The organism is Chryseobacterium sp. 27AL (genome assembly GCF_057815395.1).
The window spans coordinates 1-20,279 of record NZ_JBYRIW010000018.1 but is presented as its reverse complement, the minus strand read 5'-3'; the positions used below and the strand labels follow the sequence as shown (position 1 = coordinate 20,279).

General features: G+C 37.6%; 21 protein-coding genes. 16 read left to right on the top strand and 5 right to left on the bottom strand.

Annotated elements, in window-relative coordinates; translation table 11 throughout:
* Positions 1-19 precede the first annotated feature (19 nt).
* The 6 genes from AC3WV0_RS16990 to pckA all read left to right on the top strand — a co-directional run bounded on the left by AC3WV0_RS16990 (position 20) and on the right by pckA (position 9,143).
* Entirely contained in the window at positions 20-1,957 is a 1,938-nt protein-coding gene (locus AC3WV0_RS16990; RefSeq protein ID WP_488847269.1) for a putative porin, read from the top strand.
* Between the two features lie 11 nt (positions 1,958-1,968).
* Positions 1,969-3,555: a bacillithiol biosynthesis cysteine-adding enzyme BshC gene (gene bshC / locus AC3WV0_RS16985; protein WP_488847268.1), complete on the top strand. Its 1,587-nt coding sequence runs from the start codon at positions 1,969-1,971 to the stop codon at positions 3,553-3,555.
* Positions 3,556-3,592: 37 nt separating this feature from the next.
* Complete coding sequence (locus AC3WV0_RS16980) at positions 3,593-5,527, top strand: amino acid ABC transporter substrate-binding protein (RefSeq protein WP_488847267.1); 1,935 nt, start codon at positions 3,593-3,595, stop codon at positions 5,525-5,527.
* Positions 5,528-5,597: 70 nt separating this feature from the next.
* A complete protein-coding gene (fabD, locus tag AC3WV0_RS16975; RefSeq protein WP_488847266.1) occupies positions 5,598-6,473 on the top strand; it encodes an ACP S-malonyltransferase in 876 nt (291 codons plus the stop codon).
* A 17-nt stretch (positions 6,474-6,490) separates the two neighbouring features.
* Positions 6,491-7,396, top strand: coding sequence for a GYDIA family GHMP kinase (locus AC3WV0_RS16970; protein WP_488847265.1), 906 nt, complete (start codon positions 6,491-6,493; stop codon positions 7,394-7,396).
* Positions 7,397-7,523: 127 nt separating this feature from the next.
* Complete coding sequence (pckA, locus tag AC3WV0_RS16965) at positions 7,524-9,143, top strand: phosphoenolpyruvate carboxykinase (ATP) (RefSeq protein WP_488847264.1); 1,620 nt, start codon at positions 7,524-7,526, stop codon at positions 9,141-9,143.
* 258 nt (positions 9,144-9,401) lie between these two features.
* Here the strand turns inward: pckA and AC3WV0_RS16960 are convergent, their stop codons facing one another.
* Positions 9,402-9,809, bottom strand: a complete 408-nt coding sequence (locus AC3WV0_RS16960) for a type II 3-dehydroquinate dehydratase (RefSeq protein WP_488847263.1) — start codon at positions 9,807-9,809, stop codon at positions 9,402-9,404.
* Positions 9,810-10,178: 369 nt separating this feature from the next.
* Between AC3WV0_RS16960 and AC3WV0_RS16955 the strand changes: the two genes are divergently transcribed.
* Positions 10,179-10,595: a Fur family transcriptional regulator gene (locus tag AC3WV0_RS16955; RefSeq protein WP_488847262.1), complete on the top strand. Its 417-nt coding sequence runs from the start codon at positions 10,179-10,181 to the stop codon at positions 10,593-10,595.
* 43 nt (positions 10,596-10,638) lie between these two features.
* Positions 10,639-12,600, top strand: a complete 1,962-nt coding sequence (locus AC3WV0_RS16950) for a heavy metal translocating P-type ATPase (RefSeq protein ID WP_488847261.1) — start codon at positions 10,639-10,641, stop codon at positions 12,598-12,600.
* Between the two features lie 165 nt (positions 12,601-12,765).
* On the opposite strand, the gene AC3WV0_RS16945 is transcribed toward AC3WV0_RS16950, so the two are convergent.
* The gene (locus tag AC3WV0_RS16945; RefSeq protein WP_488847259.1) at positions 12,766-13,053 is read right to left on the bottom strand and encodes a hypothetical protein; all 288 of its coding nucleotides are present in this window, start codon (positions 13,051-13,053) and stop codon (positions 12,766-12,768) included.
* Positions 13,054-13,107: 54 nt separating this feature from the next.
* On the opposite strand from AC3WV0_RS16945, the gene AC3WV0_RS16940 reads away from it, so the two are divergent.
* From AC3WV0_RS16940 to AC3WV0_RS16920, 5 genes are all read left to right on the top strand, one after another.
* Positions 13,108-13,470, top strand: coding sequence for a hypothetical protein (locus AC3WV0_RS16940; protein WP_488847257.1), 363 nt, complete (start codon positions 13,108-13,110; stop codon positions 13,468-13,470).
* 232 nt (positions 13,471-13,702) lie between these two features.
* Complete coding sequence (locus tag AC3WV0_RS16935; protein ID WP_488847256.1) at positions 13,703-13,957, top strand: YHS domain-containing protein; 255 nt, start codon at positions 13,703-13,705, stop codon at positions 13,955-13,957.
* Entirely contained in the window at positions 13,944-14,624 is a 681-nt protein-coding gene (locus AC3WV0_RS16930; RefSeq protein ID WP_488847255.1) for an SCO family protein, read from the top strand. The genes AC3WV0_RS16935 and AC3WV0_RS16930 overlap by 14 nt, the downstream gene beginning before the upstream one ends.
* Before the next feature lie 117 nt (positions 14,625-14,741).
* The gene (locus tag AC3WV0_RS16925; protein WP_488847254.1) at positions 14,742-15,416 is read left to right on the top strand and encodes a superoxide dismutase; all 675 of its coding nucleotides are present in this window, start codon (positions 14,742-14,744) and stop codon (positions 15,414-15,416) included.
* Positions 15,417-15,426: 10 nt separating this feature from the next.
* On the top strand, positions 15,427-15,801 hold the full coding sequence (locus AC3WV0_RS16920) for a hypothetical protein (protein ID WP_488847252.1): 375 nt from the start codon (positions 15,427-15,429) through the stop codon (positions 15,799-15,801).
* Between the two features lie 9 nt (positions 15,802-15,810).
* On the opposite strand, the gene AC3WV0_RS16915 is transcribed toward AC3WV0_RS16920, so the two are convergent.
* Complete coding sequence (locus AC3WV0_RS16915; protein ID WP_488847251.1) at positions 15,811-15,942, bottom strand: hypothetical protein; 132 nt, start codon at positions 15,940-15,942, stop codon at positions 15,811-15,813.
* A 30-nt stretch (positions 15,943-15,972) separates the two neighbouring features.
* Here AC3WV0_RS16915 and AC3WV0_RS16910 point away from each other — a divergent pair, with 30 nt between their 5' ends.
* From AC3WV0_RS16910 to AC3WV0_RS16900, 3 genes are all read left to right on the top strand, one after another.
* The gene (locus tag AC3WV0_RS16910; protein WP_488847250.1) at positions 15,973-16,800 is read left to right on the top strand and encodes an MbnP family protein; all 828 of its coding nucleotides are present in this window, start codon (positions 15,973-15,975) and stop codon (positions 16,798-16,800) included.
* Between the two features lie 61 nt (positions 16,801-16,861).
* Positions 16,862-17,866: a cytochrome-c peroxidase gene (locus tag AC3WV0_RS16905; RefSeq protein WP_488847308.1), complete on the top strand. Its 1,005-nt coding sequence runs from the start codon at positions 16,862-16,864 to the stop codon at positions 17,864-17,866.
* Between the two features lie 3 nt (positions 17,867-17,869).
* Positions 17,870-18,817 (top strand): transporter, encoded by a 948-nt coding sequence (locus AC3WV0_RS16900; RefSeq protein ID WP_488847249.1) that lies wholly within the window; start codon positions 17,870-17,872, stop codon positions 18,815-18,817.
* Between the two features lie 204 nt (positions 18,818-19,021).
* Here the strand turns inward: AC3WV0_RS16900 and AC3WV0_RS16895 are convergent, their stop codons facing one another.
* Both AC3WV0_RS16895 and AC3WV0_RS16890 read right to left on the bottom strand, forming a co-directional pair.
* A complete protein-coding gene (locus AC3WV0_RS16895; protein WP_488847247.1) occupies positions 19,022-19,399 on the bottom strand; it encodes a ferredoxin reductase domain-containing protein in 378 nt (125 codons plus the stop codon).
* 421 nt (positions 19,400-19,820) lie between these two features.
* Entirely contained in the window at positions 19,821-20,027 is a 207-nt protein-coding gene (locus AC3WV0_RS16890) for a helix-turn-helix domain-containing protein (protein WP_488847246.1), read from the bottom strand.
* Between the last annotated feature and the right edge of the window lie 252 nt (positions 20,028-20,279).

Here is a 20,279-nt window from a genome sequence, read left to right as displayed (position 1 = left end):
TGCTTTACAAAAAAGAATAATGAAGTATATACTTTTCATAATAATTTTCTTCGGATGTATAACTAATGCTCAGTTGGTCAATAAGACGGATTCAAACCGGCTTCCTGAAAAGTCAGAAGACACTTTGGTTATTGACTCCGGGAAGAAAGATTCCTTAAAAATATTTAAACCAACCATTAATGATTATCTGTATCAGACACAATATTCAGAAAAGAAAGTGTTTGACACCGTAATGACATTTGACAAAACATATATATTTTCACAATATAACAACAGGGATAATTTTGGCAGAGTGCAGGTTGCCAATATAGGTGCCGGATTTAATCCTATTTCTTATGAGTTTAATTCAGAACAGAATTTGGCATTATTACCTACCAATAAGTCATACGGTATTCTTGGTGTAAACGATATTCATTATTACGATGTTAAAACGCCTACAGCAACTTTCATTTATCATAATGCCATGAAAAACGGAGCGGCTCTAAGATCATCCTATACTCAGAATATCGGTAAAAGATTCAATTTTTCATTAGAGTACAGCGGATTGCGTTCTCAGGGGATGTACAGGAACTCATTAGCTTCGAACAATAACACTTTGTTTTCCGGCCATTACGTTTCAAAAAGCGGGAATTATGAGTTATTCGCTCATTATCTACATCAAAATGTTAACAATCAGGAAAATGGAGGTATTGCTGTAGACAGCCTCTTCCAGAATGGTAACAGTGATTCCCGGAACAGACAGAACATGCAGGTTAATCTGGCATCCTCAAGCTCCCAGTTTTCTTACCGCAGATATTATCTGACGCACCAGTTTTCCCCTTTCAATTCAGAGAAAATACCTTTTAAAATCAGGCATACAATTTCTCATCAGGGGAATAAATACTACTATACTCAAAGCTCACCTGAAGCGTTTTGGTATGATGCTCCGCAACAGCTTGTCGCAGACGGGCCTGTATCATCAAAGAAATACTCAGATAATTTTAGCAATACCGTAAGTCTGGTTTGGGACAATGAAAAATTTAAACTTGATGCCGGCGTCCGATATCAGATGCTGAAATTAGGAACGAGTGAGATCATTTTGCCTTTACTGGAAATTCCTACTGAGATAAAAGAAAACAGAATTGGCGCTGTAGGAAATTTACAGATCAGACTTTTTGATAAATTTCAGCTGAATTCATTTTTAGAGTTTTCAAATGGGAGTCAATTCGGAAACTACCTGAAAACTACCAATAACCTTAAGTTTGAACCGGTAAAAGATTACTTTGTAAATGCTAAATTAAATTTTCAGACAGCTTATCCGTCATTCAATTACCTGCTGAATACTTCTATTTACAACAATTTCAATTATTATTTTCAGAATGCAAAAAACCAAACGGTGTTGGAAGCGGGCGGAAGCCTTAATCTGAAATGGTTTAAAACAGAATTATTTGCCAATTATTTCAGAATTGAGAATTATACCTATTTTGATCTGGCGGCGATGCCAAAGCAAAGTGAAAGTTCAGTTAATATTTCCCAGATCGGAGGTGATGCCACCTTCAGCTATGGTAAATTTCATTTAAATACAAGATTACAGTTTCAAAACGTACTCACCAATAAAGATCTTTTGCCTTTGCCGGATTTCATTGGAAGAGCCAATTTCTTTTACCAGTCGAAAGCATTTAAAAATGCGGCGGAAATTCAGGCAGGAATAAAGGTTTATTATTTCTCAAAATTTGCATCAAGAGAATATTTCCCGATTCTTAATGAATATATTTTACCCGGAGCCAATTCGTTCTCAATTGGAGGACAGCCGATCGCCGACGTCTATTTTAATATGAAAGTTAAGAAAATGTTCTTCTTTATTGAAGGACAGCAGGTCGGAACTTTTATTTCTCACAATAAAGCCTATGCATTCCCGAGTTATCCGGTCTATGATTTTAGATTAAATCTCGGAATTGTGTGGTATTTATTCAACTAAAACAAACAGAGTTGAAAACAATTAATAAAATATCATTTCAGGATATAGCAAGCATACCTCAATTAGTAAAAGATTTTTTGAATCAGGAGATTGAAGGTTTTGAAGAATACACATTTTCGTTGGACAACTTTATGAAAAGACTCCACGAAAAGCAGAATTCTTTCACTTCAGATCAGAGAGAAAGTCTCGCTGACGTGTTGAAAGATCAGCTTTCAGGTCTTACGCTGTCATCAAAGCAAAAGCAAAATTTAAACGATTTAAAGCTTAAAAATACTTTTACAATCACCACGGGGCATCAATTGAATCTCTTTTCAGGACCTGTTTTTTTTGTCTATAAAATTTTGCAGACCATTAAAACATGTTCTTATCTTAAGGAAAATTTTCCTGATTTCAATTTTGTTCCTATATACTGGATGGCATCTGAAGATCATGATTTTGCGGAGATCAATCACTTTAAAACTGAAAATAATTATTACGAGATTAATGAAAAATCCGGTGGTGCAGTAGGAAGAATCCAGATCACGGATACATTTTTTATTTCAGAATTTGAGAAGGAATTTAAAGACTTTGTTTTCGGAACCGAATTGATTTTAATGCTGAAGGAAGCCTATAAAATAGGAAATACACTAACGCAGGCAATTCAGATTTTGGTCAACCGACTGTTCTCTGATTTTGGATTATTAATTCTTGACGGAGATTCTAAAGAATTAAAAAACAGAATAAAAGGAACGTTTAAGGATGAGCTTCTTAACTTTACTTTACATAAAACTTCGAAAGAAAAAGTAGAATTATTAACGGAGAAGTATGGTAAAGTTCAGGTAAATCCACGAGAGATCAATCTTTTTTATTTAACCGACACAAGAGACAGAATTGATTTTGATGGGAAGAAATATAATATCGTTGATAAAAATATACAATTTACCGAAGAAGAAATTCTTAGTGAACTGGAAAATTACCCGGAAAAATTCAGTCCCAATGCTCTGATGCGGCCTGTTTACCAGGAAATAGTTTTGCCCAATCTGGCTTACATCGGTGGAAATGCGGAAATTATGTACTGGCTGGAATTGAAAGACTATTTTAAAGAGATCAATATGCCGTTTCCGATTCTGATTCCAAGGAATTCAATGTTGTTTTTAAAGGAAAAGACATTAGGGAAAATTGAAAAGTTACAGTTGAAAATTGAAGATTTTTTCAAAAATTTTACAACGATTACAAATAACAAGATCTTAGATAATAATGAAATCCTAAGATTGCTTGAAGAAAAAGAAAGTCAAATAATCCATCAGTTTTCAGAATTAAAACGAGCCGCAGAAACCACGGAAAAATCTTTCGGAAATATGGTGAAGGCGGAAGAGGTAAGGCAGATGAAATCTTTTAAAAGAATGAAAAAACGCCTGCTGCATGCCGAGAAAATCAAACAGAACGAAATGCTCGAAAGGCTTGAAAATTTATTCCTTGATGTTCATCCTTCCAAAAACTGGCAGGAAAGGGTTTACAACTTCAGTGTGTTCTTTGCAGATCACGGATATTCTTGGCTTGAGACTTGTTTAGAAGAAATGCAAATTGAAGAGTCAAAATTAATAATCCTTGCCATTTAATTTTAAAGAAGTATTTTTGTAAATATAATGATCCAATATGATAAAGAGGTTTTTTATTCTGTCCAGTTTATGTATGGTTTTGGGGGTGTCTGCTCAGAAATCGCACACCGTTGTAAAAGGCGATACTCCTTATAATATTGCAAAAAAATACGGGCTTTCCGTAGATGAATTGCTGAAGCTCAATCCATCTGTGAAAGACGGTAAGCTAGCAATTGGTGATGTTTTAACAGTTAAAAATGATAAAGCAGCATCTTCATCAAAAGCAAATGTTGCAACAAAACCTGCCGGCAATGCTCAGTTGGGTAAAATTGTTCTTCAACCAAAACAGACCATCTACGGAATTACAAAACAATACAGAATTTCAGAAACTGATCTCAGAAAGCTGAATCCTGAGCTGGATTCCCATATGAAGATCGGTGATGAGGTTACCTTACCTCTTGAAAGTATTAAAAAATATGGTGAAAGTCAGCAGGCAGTTGCGCCAACTGTAAAACCTGTGGAAAAGGTAGCTGAATCACCGGCAGAAACCGTTGCTGAAGGTGAATATATCATTCAGCAGAAAGACAATTATTACAGAATTTCAAAGCAATTCAATATCAGTAAAGAAGAGCTTTTTGCTTTAAATCCTGGTTTGGAAGAAAAAGGGCTGAAACCTGGAGAGAAAATTTCAGTTAAGAAATCAAATACCGGAAGCGATTCCGGAGCTGCAGTTTTTGAAGAAAAGTCCAATTCCAAAACAAAAGTAGAGTCCGGAAACGAAAGATCATCAGCAAATATAACTTCTGCCGCTGCCGACGACTATGTTACCTATACCGTTCAGCAGGGAGATACCGTGTTTTCTATTGTCAATAAATTCGGAATTTCTATCGATGAATTAATTGCGCTTAATCCTGAATTATCCAGGGGATTAAAAGCAGGAATGGTTCTTAAGATTAAAAAAATGGATCCCGCTTATGTAAAGAAAAACGGAGATGCATTAAGTGTTGTGATGATGCTTCCTTTTGGCTACAGTACAGGTGAAACCCAATACAGAACAATGGCGTTGGATTTCCTTACGGGAGCCAAGCTTGCTATTGAAAGAAATGCAAAAAACGGACAGAAGCTGGATGTGAAGATTGTAGATTCTGGAAATGAAGCCTCCTTCCGAAATTCATTAACGCAAATCAATCCTGACAATACAGATTTAATCATTGGCCCGTTCTTTAAGTCGAACGTTGTTGATGTACTTGACTTTACAAAAAATCAGAAAATTCCGATTGTTGCTCCTTTTGCCAACTCTCCGGAATTATACAACTACAGCAACCTTATCATTGTTGAAACAAACGGGCAGACCTATGCTGATAAAATTGTAGAAGAAGTAAAAGCAACATATTCCGACCAGAAAATATACATTGTTGCGGATGCTAAAAAAGAAAATGCAAACTATATCAAGGCAGGTCTTGAGAAAACATTGAAAAATCCGAACGTTACGATTGTAAATTCAGCAGCAGATGTTCAGCTGGATCAGAATATGATGACCGGCCAGTCTGCTCCGGTGATTGCCATTCTGGCAAGTGATAACGACGCTGTTGGTGAAGCTTTTGCTAATAGAATCATTACTCTGGCTAAAGAAGTTCAGGGCGTAAAAGCGTTCAGCATGCATTATGTTGCTGCATTTGAGAAAAAAGTAGATGATCTCGCTCTGGCAAACCTGGTATATCTCATGGACAGAACAATCAATACGGAAGGAAGTTTTGAAAAAGAAATTCTTGCCGCCTATAAAGCTAAATACTGTAAAACGCCTCCTCGATATGCAATCATAGGTTTTGATGTAGTCAATGATATGCTGACCAGAGAGAATAAAAAAGGGGAGATTTTTAAACAAATGAATAAAGTTCAGACTCAGTTGGCTACCAAATTTGAGTTTGTAAAATCTAAAGCAAACGGTGCCTACGTAAATACAGGTTATCGTGTCATCAGGTTGGTTCCATAAACCATCGGGTGATTTCTAAAGAATATTATTAACATTATATTTATATTTGCAAAATATTTTAAATTAATAGATGAAAGCACTTGTGTTTCCCGGGCAGGGTTCTCAGTTCGTAGGAATGGGAAAAGAATTGTATGATTCTAGAAAAGACATCAAAGATCTGATGGAATCTGCCAACGAAATTTTAGGATTCGATATCCTTTCTGTGATGTTCAACGGAACGGATGATGATCTTAAAAAAACCGAAGTTACTCAACCTTCAATTTTTATACACTCTGTTGCTGCATTGAAAGCAGTAAACGGTCTTGGCGCAGAGATGGTCGCAGGACACTCTCTGGGAGAGTTTTCAGCTCTGGTTGCCAATGGGGTTCTGTCTTTTGATGACGGACTGAAGTTGGTTTCCGAAAGAGCAAAAGCTATGCAGGCAGCCTGTGATGCCAATCCAAGCTCTATGGCAGCAATTTTAGGATTAGATGATGCTAAAGTTGAAGAAATCTGTTCCCAGATCAGCGGAATCGTAGTTCCTGCTAATTACAATTGTCCAGGTCAGCTGGTAATCTCCGGCGAAACAACAGCAGTTGAAGAAGCATGTGTGAAATTAAAAGAGGCAGGAGCCAAAAGAGCTCTGTTGTTACCGGTAAACGGTGCATTCCACTCTCCTTTGATGCAGCCGGCACAGGAAAGACTGGCAGCAGCAATCGAACAAACGAAATTCAGAAAAGCGACCATTCCGGTATATCAGAATATTACGACCACTGCGGTTTCTGATCCTGATGAGATTAAGAAAAACCTGATCGCACAGCTTACAGGTCCTGTAAAATGGACGCAGTCTGTACAGAATATGATCAAAGACGGTGCAACGAATTTCGTAGAAGTTGGGCCAGGAAAAACATTACAGGGACTGATCAAGAAAATTGATGGTTCTGTTGACATTGCTTCCGCAATCTAAAAATAAATAAAACAATTATGGGCGAGATATTTTCACCGGGAAAGCTGATGCTTACTTCAGAATATTTCGCAATAGACGGAGCTCTTGTGCTGGCTGTACCTACAAAGCCGGGACAAGAGTTTTCCTTTAAAGAAACAAATGATGGGAAATCCCTGATCTTCTGGGAAGCCTATCATCAGAATACATTATGGTTAAAAGCTGTCATTGACTATCAGAACTGGCAGATTCTGGAAACCAATATTCCTATAAGTGCTGAGTTTATTGTAAAAACATTAAAAAACGTTCAGTCACTTTCAAATACTAAATTCAAAAGCGATTTTACGTATCATCTTACGACCAATCTTCAGTTTCCGGCAGATTACGGCTTGGGAAGCAGTTCAACTCTGATGAACAACCTGGCAGAGTGGGCAGCGATTGACCCTTTTTATTTAAATACGATAAGTCTCGGTGGAAGCGGTTATGATATAGCCGTAGCAAAAGAGAAATCAGCCGTGCTTTATCAGAATAAGCCGGAAATAAAATATGAAAAGGTAAATTTCAGTCCTCCCTTTAAAAATGAACTGATTTTTATTCACCTCAATCAGAAGCAGGACAGCCGTGAAGGAATCAACTTTTACCGGTCAAAAAATAAGTCTCAAAAACTGGTTGATGAATTTTCGAATCTTACAAGAAAAATTTTGTTATGCAACGAATTGGAAAACTTTTCTGATTTATTATTGATTCATGAGCAAAAAATATCGGATTTCCTTGAAATTCCTACAGTTAAGGGGCGTTTTTTTGCAGATTGCCCTGTTTTTATTAAAAGTCTGGGGGCATGGGGTGGAGATTTTGTCATGAGCTCAAAATTTGAAGGCTTTAAGGACTATTTTTGGGGAAAAGATTTTAACACAATTTTTGAATGGTCGGATTTAATAGGCTTATAGTCAGTAGATTATAAAGTTTCATTTTTATTTGCCATTTTGACTTATATCATTATATTTAAACCACTTTTAACAATTAATTAATATTAATTTTGTTAGACCCAAAAAAGAAATAGAAAATATAAGTAAAATGAAAAACGCTAAAATCATCCAGGATTTAGAAAAATTAGGGATTAAAGGAAACTATGAAGTCGTTTACAATCCTTCTTACGAGGAGTTGTATCAGGCTGAAGTTTCTCCTGAAAATCAGGGCTTTGAAAAAGCTGAGCTTACGGAATCTGGTGCAGTATCAGTAAAAACAGGAATTTTCACAGGTCGTTCACCTAAAGACAGATATATTGTTCAGGATGATGTTACGAGAGATACAATTTTCTGGGACGGTAAAGTAAATCTTGCTACAACACCTGAAATTTTCCAATCTTGTAAGGAAATAGTACTGAATCAACTTTCAACGTCGAAGAAAATCTATGTAGTAGATGCTTTTTGCGGAACAAACGCTGACACCAGGCTTAAGGTGAGATTCATTGTAGAAGTAGCCTGGCAAGCGCACTTCGTTACGAATATGTTTATCCGTCCTTCTCATTATGAGCTTAAAAACTTCGGAGAGCCGGATTTCACCGTGATCAATGGTTCTAAAACGACGAATCCAAATTGGGAAGAACAGGGATTGCATTCTGAAAACTTCATTATGTTCAACCTTACCGAAAAAATTCAGATCATCGGAGGTACATGGTATGGCGGTGAAATGAAGAAAGGAATGTTTGCCATGATGAATTATTACCTTCCGTTGAAAGGCATGGCTTCCATGCACTGTTCTGCCAACGTAGGAGAAGAAGGAGATGTTGCTCTTTTCTTCGGACTTTCGGGAACCGGAAAAACAACCTTATCCGCAGATCCTAAAAGATATCTTATTGGAGACGATGAGCACGGATGGGACAACAATGGTGTGTTCAATTATGAAGGCGGATGTTATGCAAAAGTGATTGATCTTTCGGAAGAAAAAGAGCCGGATATTTTCGGAGCCATCAGAAGAGATGCGCTTTTGGAGAATGTTGTTGTACATGACGGCGTTTCCGATTATACAGACAATTCCATCACAGAAAATACAAGGGTATCCTATCCTATTTATCATATTAATAAAATTGTTTTGCCTTCAAAGGCAGGACATGCCAAAAAGATCGTTTATCTTTCTGCAGATGCGTTTGGAGTATTGCCTCCGGTTTCAATTTTGGATGAAGATCAGGCACAATATCATTTCCTTTGCGGATATACCTCAAAATTAGCAGGGACAGAAAGAGGAATTACAGAACCTGAACCATCTTTTTCACCGGCATTCGGAGAGGCTTTCCTAACACTGCACCCAACCATGTATTCAAAGACACTGATCGGAAAAATGAAAGAGCATGGAGCAAAAGCCTATCTGGTAAATACAGGATGGAACGGTACAGGAAAAAGGATTTCATTAAAAGATACAAGAGCAATCATTGATGCCATTATCGACGGATCCATCGAAGAGGCTCCGAAAACCAGAATCCCGATCATGAACCTTGAAGTGCCTACTTCTTTACCGAATGTTTCGGATGGTATCCTGGATCCGCGCGATACATATCATAATGTTGAAGAATGGGAAGAAAAAGCAAAAGATCTTGCTGCAAAATATATCAAAAACTTTGAGCAGTACTGCAATTCGGATGAAGCTAAGAAATTAGTGAAATCAGGTCCTCAGTTACAGGAACAGACAACAAACTAAAAATAGAATCCTCAGCAAAAACTGCTGAGGATTTTTATTGAAATAATAAATTTAGAACATGTTTAATTCTAAATATATTTTTAACATTAAGGAATAAGGCTTACTTCCTTAATATCTTAATTTAAATCATTAATTGATCTTGTTTTTTTAACAAATTAACAAACTGAATTCCTTAGTGTTAAGAATAAACTTCGTTTATTTGAATAAAGTACATTAAGAGAAGTCCACAAAAATATCAGATAAAATTTAAACAGACACTTATGTTAAACTTAAAACAGCCAGTCGGTATCCATTCATCCCAAAGCCAGACAAAACCGCATTGGTATTTGCGGCCGTTACAGACTTTTGTCGGAACTCCTCCCTTTTATAAATATTGCTGATATGTACTTCTACTTTGGGTTTAGCGATATTTTTTAAACAATCTGCAATCGCGTAAGAATAATGCGTAAAGGCACCGGGGTTAATCACCAAAGCATCAAAATCATCTTTCTGTAATCTGTTGATAATTTCACCTTCAACATTCGATTGATAATATTGGATCTCATAAGAAGGAAATTCAGATTTTAAATTGTCCAGATAATCTTCCATAGATACATTTCCGTAGATTTCAGGTTCTCTGGTTCCTAAAAGGTTCAGGTTGGGGCCATTTACAATTAAAACTTTCATAGGATAAAATTAGTGTTTTTACAGTATACGCAATGGTTTTAAACTTATTTTTTTAGCGGAATCCAGAAATACTATTTGAATGTAAATAAATCCAATTCAACATCAGGCCTGGATCAGAGATAGTCTGAACATCAATAGAAATTGGGCTTTAGCCTATTTAACAATAAGATATTCAATTGGCTTTAGCCGAACCTGACCATATGATCAGAGATGGCCAAAGGCTGGATAATTTAAATAAAATTTCAATCGTTAAAAGTTATCAGGGCGGCAGGAAGATCTGTCTAAAAACTACTAACTTTGAGTAGAAGGAAATACGGAATAATGTAAAGCCCCCAATAGCCGCGAAATATAATATCATTTACATAGATCATGAAAAAACATATCGAAGACAAATTAATTGACAAAAATACCAAGCCCACCAGCATGAGAATTCTGGTGTATGATTTCCTGAGTTCTCAGGAAGCTGCTTTATCATTATCCGAAATTGAAAATCACTTTGAAAATGCCGACCGCACAACCATTTACAGAACATTAAAAACATTTGAAGAAAAGGGAATTGTCCACAGCATTCAGGAAAATACAACTACCAGATACAAGCTTTGCCACGACGGCTGCAACGAAAATACACACAAAGACTGGCATCTGCATTTCTATTGCAAAATATGCAAACAGACCACCTGTAGAGAAGATATTTCTTTTCCGGAAACTATGCAGACTGATTTCCGCATTGATGAAATACGCCTTTTTGCCAAAGGAATCTGTGAAAGCTGCCTGAGTTTGCAATAGTATTGCATGGGATTAAGGTATAATTTTGGATAAAAATTAAGTTATGGAAGAATGTTGCAGTACAAAACCCAAAAATGACCATAAGCATGATCATGAAGGCCACGACCACGATCATTCACATGATATAAAAGATCAATCTGTAATTCAGGTGTTTCTCCCGGCCCTGTTTTCTTTTCTTTTGTTATTAATCGGCATTGCATTAGACCACTTTGTAAAACCGGATTGGTTCACCGGATGGATACGCATTGTCTGGTATCTGGTGGCCTACATTCCTGTCGGATTGCCCGTGCTGAAAGAAGCTTACGAAAGCATAACCCGGGGAGATGTTTTCTCAGAATTTTTCCTGATGGGAATTGCTACCGTGGGTGCCTTTGCTATAGGTGAATATCCTGAAGGCGTAGCGGTAATGCTGTTCTATTCTGTTGGTGAAGTTTTTCAGGGAATGGCGGTCACCAGGGCAAAAACAAATATCAAATCACTCCTGGATCAGAGGCCAGATGAAGTTACCGTCATACATGATGGAAAACCGCAGACGGTAAAAGCAGAAAAAGTAAACATCGGCGAAATTATTCAGTTGAAATCAGGTGAAAAGCTGGGACTGGACGGAGAGTTGTTATCAGAAACTGCCTCATTCAACACTTCTGCACTGACTGGAGAAAGTAAACCCGATACCAAAACAAAAGGAGATACCGTATTGGCCGGCATGATTAATTTAAATATCGTCAGCCAGGTAAAAGTCACAGCAGCTTACAAAGACAGCAAGCTGAGCAAAATTCTTGAGATGGTACAAAATGCAACGGCTCAAAAAGCACCTACAGAATTATTCATCAGGAAATTTGCCAGAATCTATACCCCGATTGTCGTCTTTCTTGCCATAGGAATTACCTTTTTACCCTACCTGTTCGTAAAAGATTATCAGTTCAGCGAATGGCTGTACCGGGCATTAATATTCCTGGTGATTTCCTGTCCGTGTGCATTGGTGATTTCGATTCCGTTGGGATATTTCGGAGGGATCGGTGCCGGAAGCAGGAACGGAATTTTATTTAAGGGAAGTAATTTCCTCGATCTGCTGGCCAATATTCAGAATGTGGTAATGGATAAAACCGGAACGCTGACAGAAGGGGTTTTTAAAGTGCAGGAAGCGATTTTTAAAGATGATGTGAACAAGGATGAGATTCTTAAGCTTGTTAATGCACTGGAAAGTAAAAGCTCACACCCCGTGGCAACAGCTATCCACGAATATGCAGGAGAAGTCGATCACTCTGTTCAGTTGGATTATGTGGAGGAGATTGCAGGAAATGGTCTGAAAGCTACCATTAATGGGAAGGAACTTCTGGTCGGAAATCTGAAGCTAATGGATAAATTTAATATCCGCTATGATCTAAATGCTAAAAATATTGTATATACAATTATCGCAGTGGCTTATGATCAAAAGTTTGCCGGATACCTTACCATTGCAGATGCTGTGAAACCTGATGCGCAGTTAGCGGTCAACAAATTGAAAGCACTGAATGTAAAAACAACGATGTTAAGTGGTGATAAAGCTTCTGTAGTAGAATATGTAGCAGACCAGTTAGGAATTGTAAATGCTTACGGTGATCTGCTGCCGGAAGATAAAGTCAATAAAGTAAAAGAAATAAAAGCAAAGAGAGAAACCGTTGCCTTTGTCGGTGATGGAGTAAATGATGCTCCCGTTGTAGCGCTCAGTGATGTAGGAATTGCCATGGGCGGGCTCGGAAGTGATGCCACGATCGAAACGGCCGATGTCGTGATACAGGATGATAGACCAAGTAAGATCCCGATGGCCATTAATATCGGAAAGCAGACGAAAAAGATTGTCTGGCAGAATATCATTTTAGCATTTGCTGTAAAAGCGGTGGTTCTTATTTTAGGTGCCGGCGGGTTGGCTACCATGTGGGAAGCGGTCTTCGCAGATGTTGGCGTTGCTTTACTCGCTATTCTGAATGCCGTGAGAATCCAGAGAATGACTTTTACTTCGGAATAAATACAATTAAACGACTTTTCAGTTGAATAGGAACAGGCTTTAGCCAGTTTTTTTTTTTATTGGTTAAGAACATCTGGCTTCAGCCAAAATTAAAGCAAAGCTTTACATGAGTCTGATTATTTCCATTTCTAATCAATGATAAAGAGGTGATTTAATTGTAGAATATTAAATTTCAATAGGAACGGGCTTTGGCCCGTTTTTTATAATAGGCTGGAACGATTTGGCTTCATCCAAAATTAAAATAAGTACCAGACATTTTTCCTTTCTTCCGAAAGTCTCCTGCAAGGTTGCAACACGTTTTCGGGTGTTCCCGAAAGTTTGTCGCAAGGGTGCAACAGGTTTTCGGATGTTCCCGAAAGTCTCCTGCAGGTTGCAGCACGTTTTCGGGAGGCTCCGAAAGTTCCCCGCATCATGCAGCAAGGTTTCGGGGAAATTATCAATGACTTTCATCATAAATGCTGTACAGAAAGATTTTCAGTAGTATATTTGTGGTAACAAAAAAGAAAGTTGAGGTTTTTCATTTCCATATTTATCATTTGTACCATCGCATTACGTCCGGTTCTGCCATTGATCAATTATGCGGTCAACTATGATTATATCGTAAAAAATCTCTGCGAAAACAGAAACGTCCCCCAGTCTACCTGTAAAGGAAAATGCTACGTGGCCAAAGAACTGGCCAAAACAGAAAAACAATCTAACAACAATCAGAATATAAAGATTGGCAGTGTAGATGTATTTCTTTCCAATGAAATTCTTTCTTTCACAGCAGAAAATCCATTTTCCGCTCATCTCAAAAATCCATTTCCGGACTATACCCGCTTTGGTACATCAGAATATTTTTCCGGGATATTCCATCCTCCTTTAGCATAATTGCTTTAAACAAATTTATATTCATTTAAACCCTTAAGACTGTTAGGGAATCGCTTACATTAAGTTGAAGGTTTAAAAACTTCTATGATTTCTTAATTAAACTTAACTTCTTCAATAATCTTAATGGTTCAGGACGCTTTATAATATTAAATTTAGTTTAAAAATCAACCTGTTTTTTTCAACACAAGTATTAATTTCAATTTAAAATAAAATGAAATCAAAATTTTTTTTAATGGCGTTATTATCTGTTTCTTTAATGGCATGTGCCCAGGAAGCGCCTAAAGTAAAGCATAAAAAAGCAAAGACCGCAGCAAAGACTGACGCAAAACCGGTAAAATTTGCCAATGCTGTAGACCCGATTTGTCATATGCCAACAGAGCCTCACATGAAAGATACCGCAGTCTACAAAAATAAAACGTACGGTTTTTGCAGTGCATACTGCAGGGACGAGTTTAAAAAAAATCCGGAGAAGTATGTCCAGAAATAAGAAGAACAACAATACAAAGAGCAAAGTTATCATACCGATTGTAGTCATTGCTCTGCTTTTTCTGGGTATAGGTGTCGGAATGGGATACTTTAAGAAGAATCTGTACACGGTAATGAAAGTTCCAGGTTTTGAACTTACTGATCAGAACAATAAAAAGATTACGGATAAAGATATGCTGGGGAAAGTTTATCTGGTAGAATTTTTCTTCAGCAGATGCCCTACGATTTGCCCGGTGATGAATACCAACATGAGGCACATCGAAGACCAGATCAACAATCCTGATTTCGGAATTATTTCAATCAGCATCGACCCTGAAAATGACACTCCGGAACTGTTGAAGGAGCATGCACAACGAATCGGCGCAAAATCTCCCAACTGGCACTTTCTGACGGGTGACAGAGATTATATAGGAAAATTGGCAGATGAGTTCAATATCTATGTAGGCGATAAAGAAGATGAAAGTGAAAGCCTGAACCATAGCGGAATGATTGCCCTGGTGGATAAAGAAGGAAACATCCGCTGCCGGTACAATAAAGAAAATATGCCGATCCTGTATTATTCAGGGTTAAATTATGAAGATCCGGAAGGGAAAATCCCGAAGCTGATCGGAAAATATCATCCGGACCGGGAAATCCTGATCGAGGATATCAGGAAGTTGTTGAAGTAAAGAATGGAAGTTAGAAGCTGGAAACTGGAAGTTTAATGGTGTTTAGAATCACTTCCATTCTTCCCAGCTTCTATCTTCCAGCCAAAAAATATTAACCATATATAAAAATAAAAAAGTATGAAAATTATGAAAATTGCTGCTTTGACGGCAGTATTTGCAGCCCAGTTTACCATGGCACAATTCAAACAGACTCCTCTTCCGTATGCATACAATGCACTGGAAGGTAATATTGATGCGCAGACCATGGAAATTCATTATTCAAAACATGCTGCAGCTTATGTGGCCAATCTGAATAAAGCGATTGCCGGAACTCCACAGGAGAAGCAAACCTTGTTTGAGATCATGTCGAATGTGTCAAAGCTAAGTCCGGCGATAAGAAATAATGCCGGGGGCCATTACAATCATGAATTGTTCTGGACGGTGCTGACCCCTGAGAAAAATACCCAGCCTTCAGCAAAATTGGCTAAAGCGATCAATGACGCTTTCGGAAGCATGGCTGCTTTCAAAGAAAAGATGAGTAAGGCGGGAGCCGACCGTTTTGGTTCAGGTTGGGCCTGGCTTTCAGTAGATAAAAATGGTAAACTGTTCGTTTCTTCAACGCCTAATCAGGACAATCCTTTAATGGATGTGGTGGAAGAAAAAGGAACACCGATCTTTGGAATTGATGTTTGGGAGCACGCCTATTATCTGAAATACCAGAACAAAAGAGCAGATTATCTTACAGCCATCTGGAACGTAACCAACTGGAAGGAAATCAGCAGAAGATACGAAGAAGCGATCAGCAAAAAATAAAGCTGAATTCATGAATTATATTTGCAGCATATTCCTCACCTTATTTGTGGTATTCAGACCTCTGGTGCCGCTGGTGGAGTATGCTGTAAATTATGATTATATTTCCGAAGTTCTGTGTGTCAACAAAAGCAGGCCCGAAATTCACTGTAACGGAAAATGTTACCTGAAGAAGCAACTCGCAAAAGCTAATGATACCGATTCTTCACCTTTAACCAAAACAAAAAATTCAGGGCAGAAATTACTTGATATTTATGTTCTTCCTGGAATTACAGAAATCAACAAAACAGAGAACACTTTCATTTCAAATTTTAATTTCCTTTACAAAACGGCGTATTCTTTTCTGTTTTTGAAATATATTTTCCGACCGCCGGTTTTTAGTGTATAATTTTATTTTTTAGGGCGATCCCCTTTCCTGGCTTTTCCAGCCGCCTGGGTCGGGCTGTCCGCTCATATCTTTTTTTAGATTCTTCCTTACGTCAGAATCCAAAAAAAGGATAACCGCTTCCATCCCTATCGCGATGGGCATTTCAATATATTTATCACTAAAAAATCAACAATGAAAATTTATAAATTTTTATCATTATTCTTTATTGCATGTACCCTATTCACTCTTTCATCATGCAGCAGCAATGACGATGATGATGTTCAGGATCCTACTCCGGGAAATCTTCAGCTCAAGTTTGAAAACGGATTTAATAATCTTGGAGATGTTGTGCTGAACCAAACAACACAAACTTCTTCTAACGGACAAAAGCATCAGTTTTCAACCTTAAAATATATCATCAGCAATATCACTTTAATTGATGAACACGGAAATGAATTTAAATATCATGAGAATGATCCTGATAAAGGCGCTTTCATCATCGATCAGGCAGAAGCTGTGGCGGGAATCAATTATATTAATCTCACAGAAATTCCAAAAAATAATTATAAGAAAATCAGGCTCGGCCTGGGTATCAGTCAAAATGCTTACCTGATCGGCCAGGAAGGACAAGGGATATTCTGGCAAAAAGCCAAAGCTGCCGGAATGGCCTGGTCGTGGGCGGCAGGATATATTTTCACAAAACTGGAGGGTAAATACGGAACTTCTTCACCGACCAACGAGTTTATGAATCATTGTGGAAATATGGGAAATACTTCCGCGAACAACACGCCTGATCTGTATCGTGAAATTACCCTGGATCTGCCAACTACAGCGAGAGTGTCAAAAGAAATTACTCCTTCCATCCATATTCTGGCAGATCTTAACCAGTATCTGGGCGGGCAGACTGCTTTAACACTGGACACTACGAATGATTCGGCCATGGGATCGAGCCAGCATCTGGTGAATGTTACTAATAATATTTCAAAGATGTTTAAAGTAGATCATGTTCACAATGATTAATACATTTCCATTATCCGGAAGAGGGCAGCTCAGTACTCTTCTGGTTTTGTTTATTGTGAGTATGTTCATACTTTCATCGTGTTCTGATGAGGTTATAGAGCCTTTAGAAAAAAATGAGGCTTACCGGCTTGATAAGCCTGCCGGTTTCCCTGAGATGACATTTGATGTCACCGGTAATCCCATTACCATCAATGGAGTTGCTTTGGGTAAAAAACTGTTCTATGAAGGTAAATTGTCACGAAACAATACCATTTCATGCGGGTTTTGTCACATCCAGGAATATGCTTTTACCCATCATGGGCATAGTGTAAGCCACGGAATCGGCGACAGACTTGGAATCCGAAATGCACCACCAATACAGAACATGGCTTTCCTGAAAAATTATACCTGGGACGGCGTAAGTCATAACCTCGATGAAAGATCGCTGGTACCCATCACTACCGATTTTGAAATGGATAGTTCGCTCCCCGAAGCGGTTGAGAAACTTAATGCTGACAGCAATTATAAAAAAATGTTTAAAGCAGCTTTTGGTGATGAAAATATTACAGGGGACAGGATCCTGAAAGCGATTTCCCAATTTATGGCAACCATGATATCGGCCGACTCTAAATATGATCGCATGAAAAAAGGAACGGCTGTTTTTACTGCTGAAGAAAATCAGGGAATGGATTTGTTTCAGAATAAATGTGCATCCTGCCATTCGGGAGAGTTGTTTACTGATGAAAGCTACCGCAATACGGGGATGTATTACAACAGTCAGTTTGATGACAGAGGAAGATACCGTGTAACACTGGACTGGGATGACAATATGAAATTCCGTGTTCCGAGTCTCAGAAATGTAGAATATACTGCACCTTATATGCATGACGGAAGATTCTATACACTGGATGCTGTATTGAACTTTTATTCTGAGAACGTGGAAAACCAGCCGAACCTTGATCCTCTTTTAAAGCAAAACGGACACATCGGAATTCCCATAAACAATCAGGAGAAGCAATATATTATTGCATTCCTGAAAACTTTAAGTGATCAAAGTTTCATTACCAATCCAAAATTTGCCGAGTAAGCCATGAGGAAAAGAATTTTTTTATTAATAAGTTTGTTATGTTTTTCTATACATCAGGCTAAAACGGTTAATGACAGTCTTTATATTCCTAACAGTTTCATTAAAGCTATTCTGTATAACGATTGCGATGCCTGTGGCTGTGCCGCGGGAAACGGTTCTTCCGGCTTTGAATCTTTACTGAATCCACAGTTTATCGGGATTAAGTATTTTGCGCAGCATTATAAAGCCAAAGAAAATCTCTTTACGGATCAATTGACCCAGGATCAGTATTTTAATACCATTCAGATTTGGGGTAAAATTCCGGTAGCCGGAAAATTAAATATTTACGCAAGCATCCCTTATCATTTTCATAGCAAGAAAACATTGCAGGGCGATATACGTATTGATGGCATTGGGGATGCCAGTATTATGGGAATTTATCAGCTGTTCAGTTCTAAAAATTCATCTCATCAGCTTAACGGCGTGGTGGGTGTGAAAATTCCGGTTGGAAGATTTGATGAAAAAGGAATTTCTGGCATAAATCCAAGTTTTCAGTTGGGAACAGGGAGTTGGGATTATCAATTAGCATTACATTACCAATTCCAAAAAGATAAAATTGCCGTATTACTCAATACCGATTATACGCTCAAAACGGAGAATAAAAAGTTTTACCGCTTCGGAAACCAGTGGAATTATTCTGCCAACGGTTTTTACAGATTTTGGAAGAGCGAGAGCAGTATTATTTCCGGAAAGTTAGGAATGCAGGGGGAAATCTACGATTGGAACAGGCAGTTTGGCGAAATAATGCCCCGTACGGCAGGAAGTGCTTTATATGGGAAATTCGGTTTTGAGGCGTCTTATCAAAAGTTCAGCCTGGGAAGTGAGATCATGTTTCCTGCATATTCCAATCTGGCAGGAGGAGATCTTGAAGCGCGGTCACGTTTCAGCATTTTCCTGAACGTTGGGATTTAAAAAGATATTACAACAGAAAATTAAGAACTAAATATCTTTTTTAGTATATCCAATTTGTGTTGGCCTTCACCTTTGCCTTGGTGGAGGCCTTTTTTATTTAAATAGTAGCAGTTTTTATTAATATAAGAAATGCCGGATGTATAATTACTGACGAGACATTTGTATTCTGATTTAAAATAATAATTGATATTCCGTTATTATAGGCTATAATCCTTTTTTCCCCTCAAGCCAATAACCTTGTGATGAAATATTATCTCGTGAGTTACCCTTCAAGACTTTTCTGAATGTCTGGACTGATTTTACGTTTCCTGTCAATATAAAATTTGCTGTGTTCCATTCATCAGAGTTAAAAATTGGCAGTTCATTTACCCATTTTTCATCTCTGAACGTATTTTGTTTAGAAAACACGGTATAATTTTCCAAGCCTAATAATTCAGGAATATTTTGATTCTCATCGTCCAATTCAAAATAAAACTGATATTGATGTTTATTCTTTTTCAGGATTGGCAACATTGAGCAGGCAAGTCCCAAAGATGTTTCATCACCAAAAATGAACTGCTGCTTTATGTTTTCGTTATACATTTTTTTACCTCTCGGAATGCTGATTCGCAGTTCGTCTGGCGGTTCCAGCGAGTCAATATATTTGCTTCCGACACCATTTCCGTGAATATGAAAAATTAATATCTAAAATCCCTTCAGCGATATTATGGTAGGAAGTGGTATAATTTCTAAACTCTGTATCGCTTACACGAATAACATTGGCATGACCTATTTGGAAGTTCATTCGTGATATATCCGCCTTGGAAACGTATTTTCTTTACGTTGGGGCTTATATAAACTGTATCCAATATTTTCATATCAGTCATTATCGAAGACGTTTTTTCCGTCAAATCAGCAGCCCATTTTGGTAGTTTTGAAATCATCGTTATTGCATTAAAATAATAATACAAAGGAACAGCGAACGGTATCGATAAAAAATAGAATGAAAGAGGTAAGTATAGGACTAATCGTGGTTTTTGTTTCTGAAAGTTAACGCAGTCATTCCGGTTGATTTAATAAACAGACGAGAAAAATAGGCATAATCTTCATAACCTAATTCGGCAGCAATCTCCTTGACCGACTTGTCTGAATGGTAAAGCAATCGTTTGGCTTCCAGAATAACACGCTGCTGTATATGATAGGTAACAGGAAGTCCTGTCGTATTTTTCACATTCATTAAGATAGGGAACGGAAATGTTTAGTTTTTGAGCATAGTCGGCAGGCCGTTTATCTCGGGTAAAATTCTTTTCTAATGCTAATTTGAATGCCTTGGTGATAAGGTAAAATCGGGAAATAGTGGATCAACACCAAAAGTTGGGGAGAAAACTAAAAAAGGATAATTTTGTATTATGTCTAATGAACAAGAATTACTAAAGTTTTTACTACCGGAATACTTGGTTGAATATTTTGAGATTTCCAAATT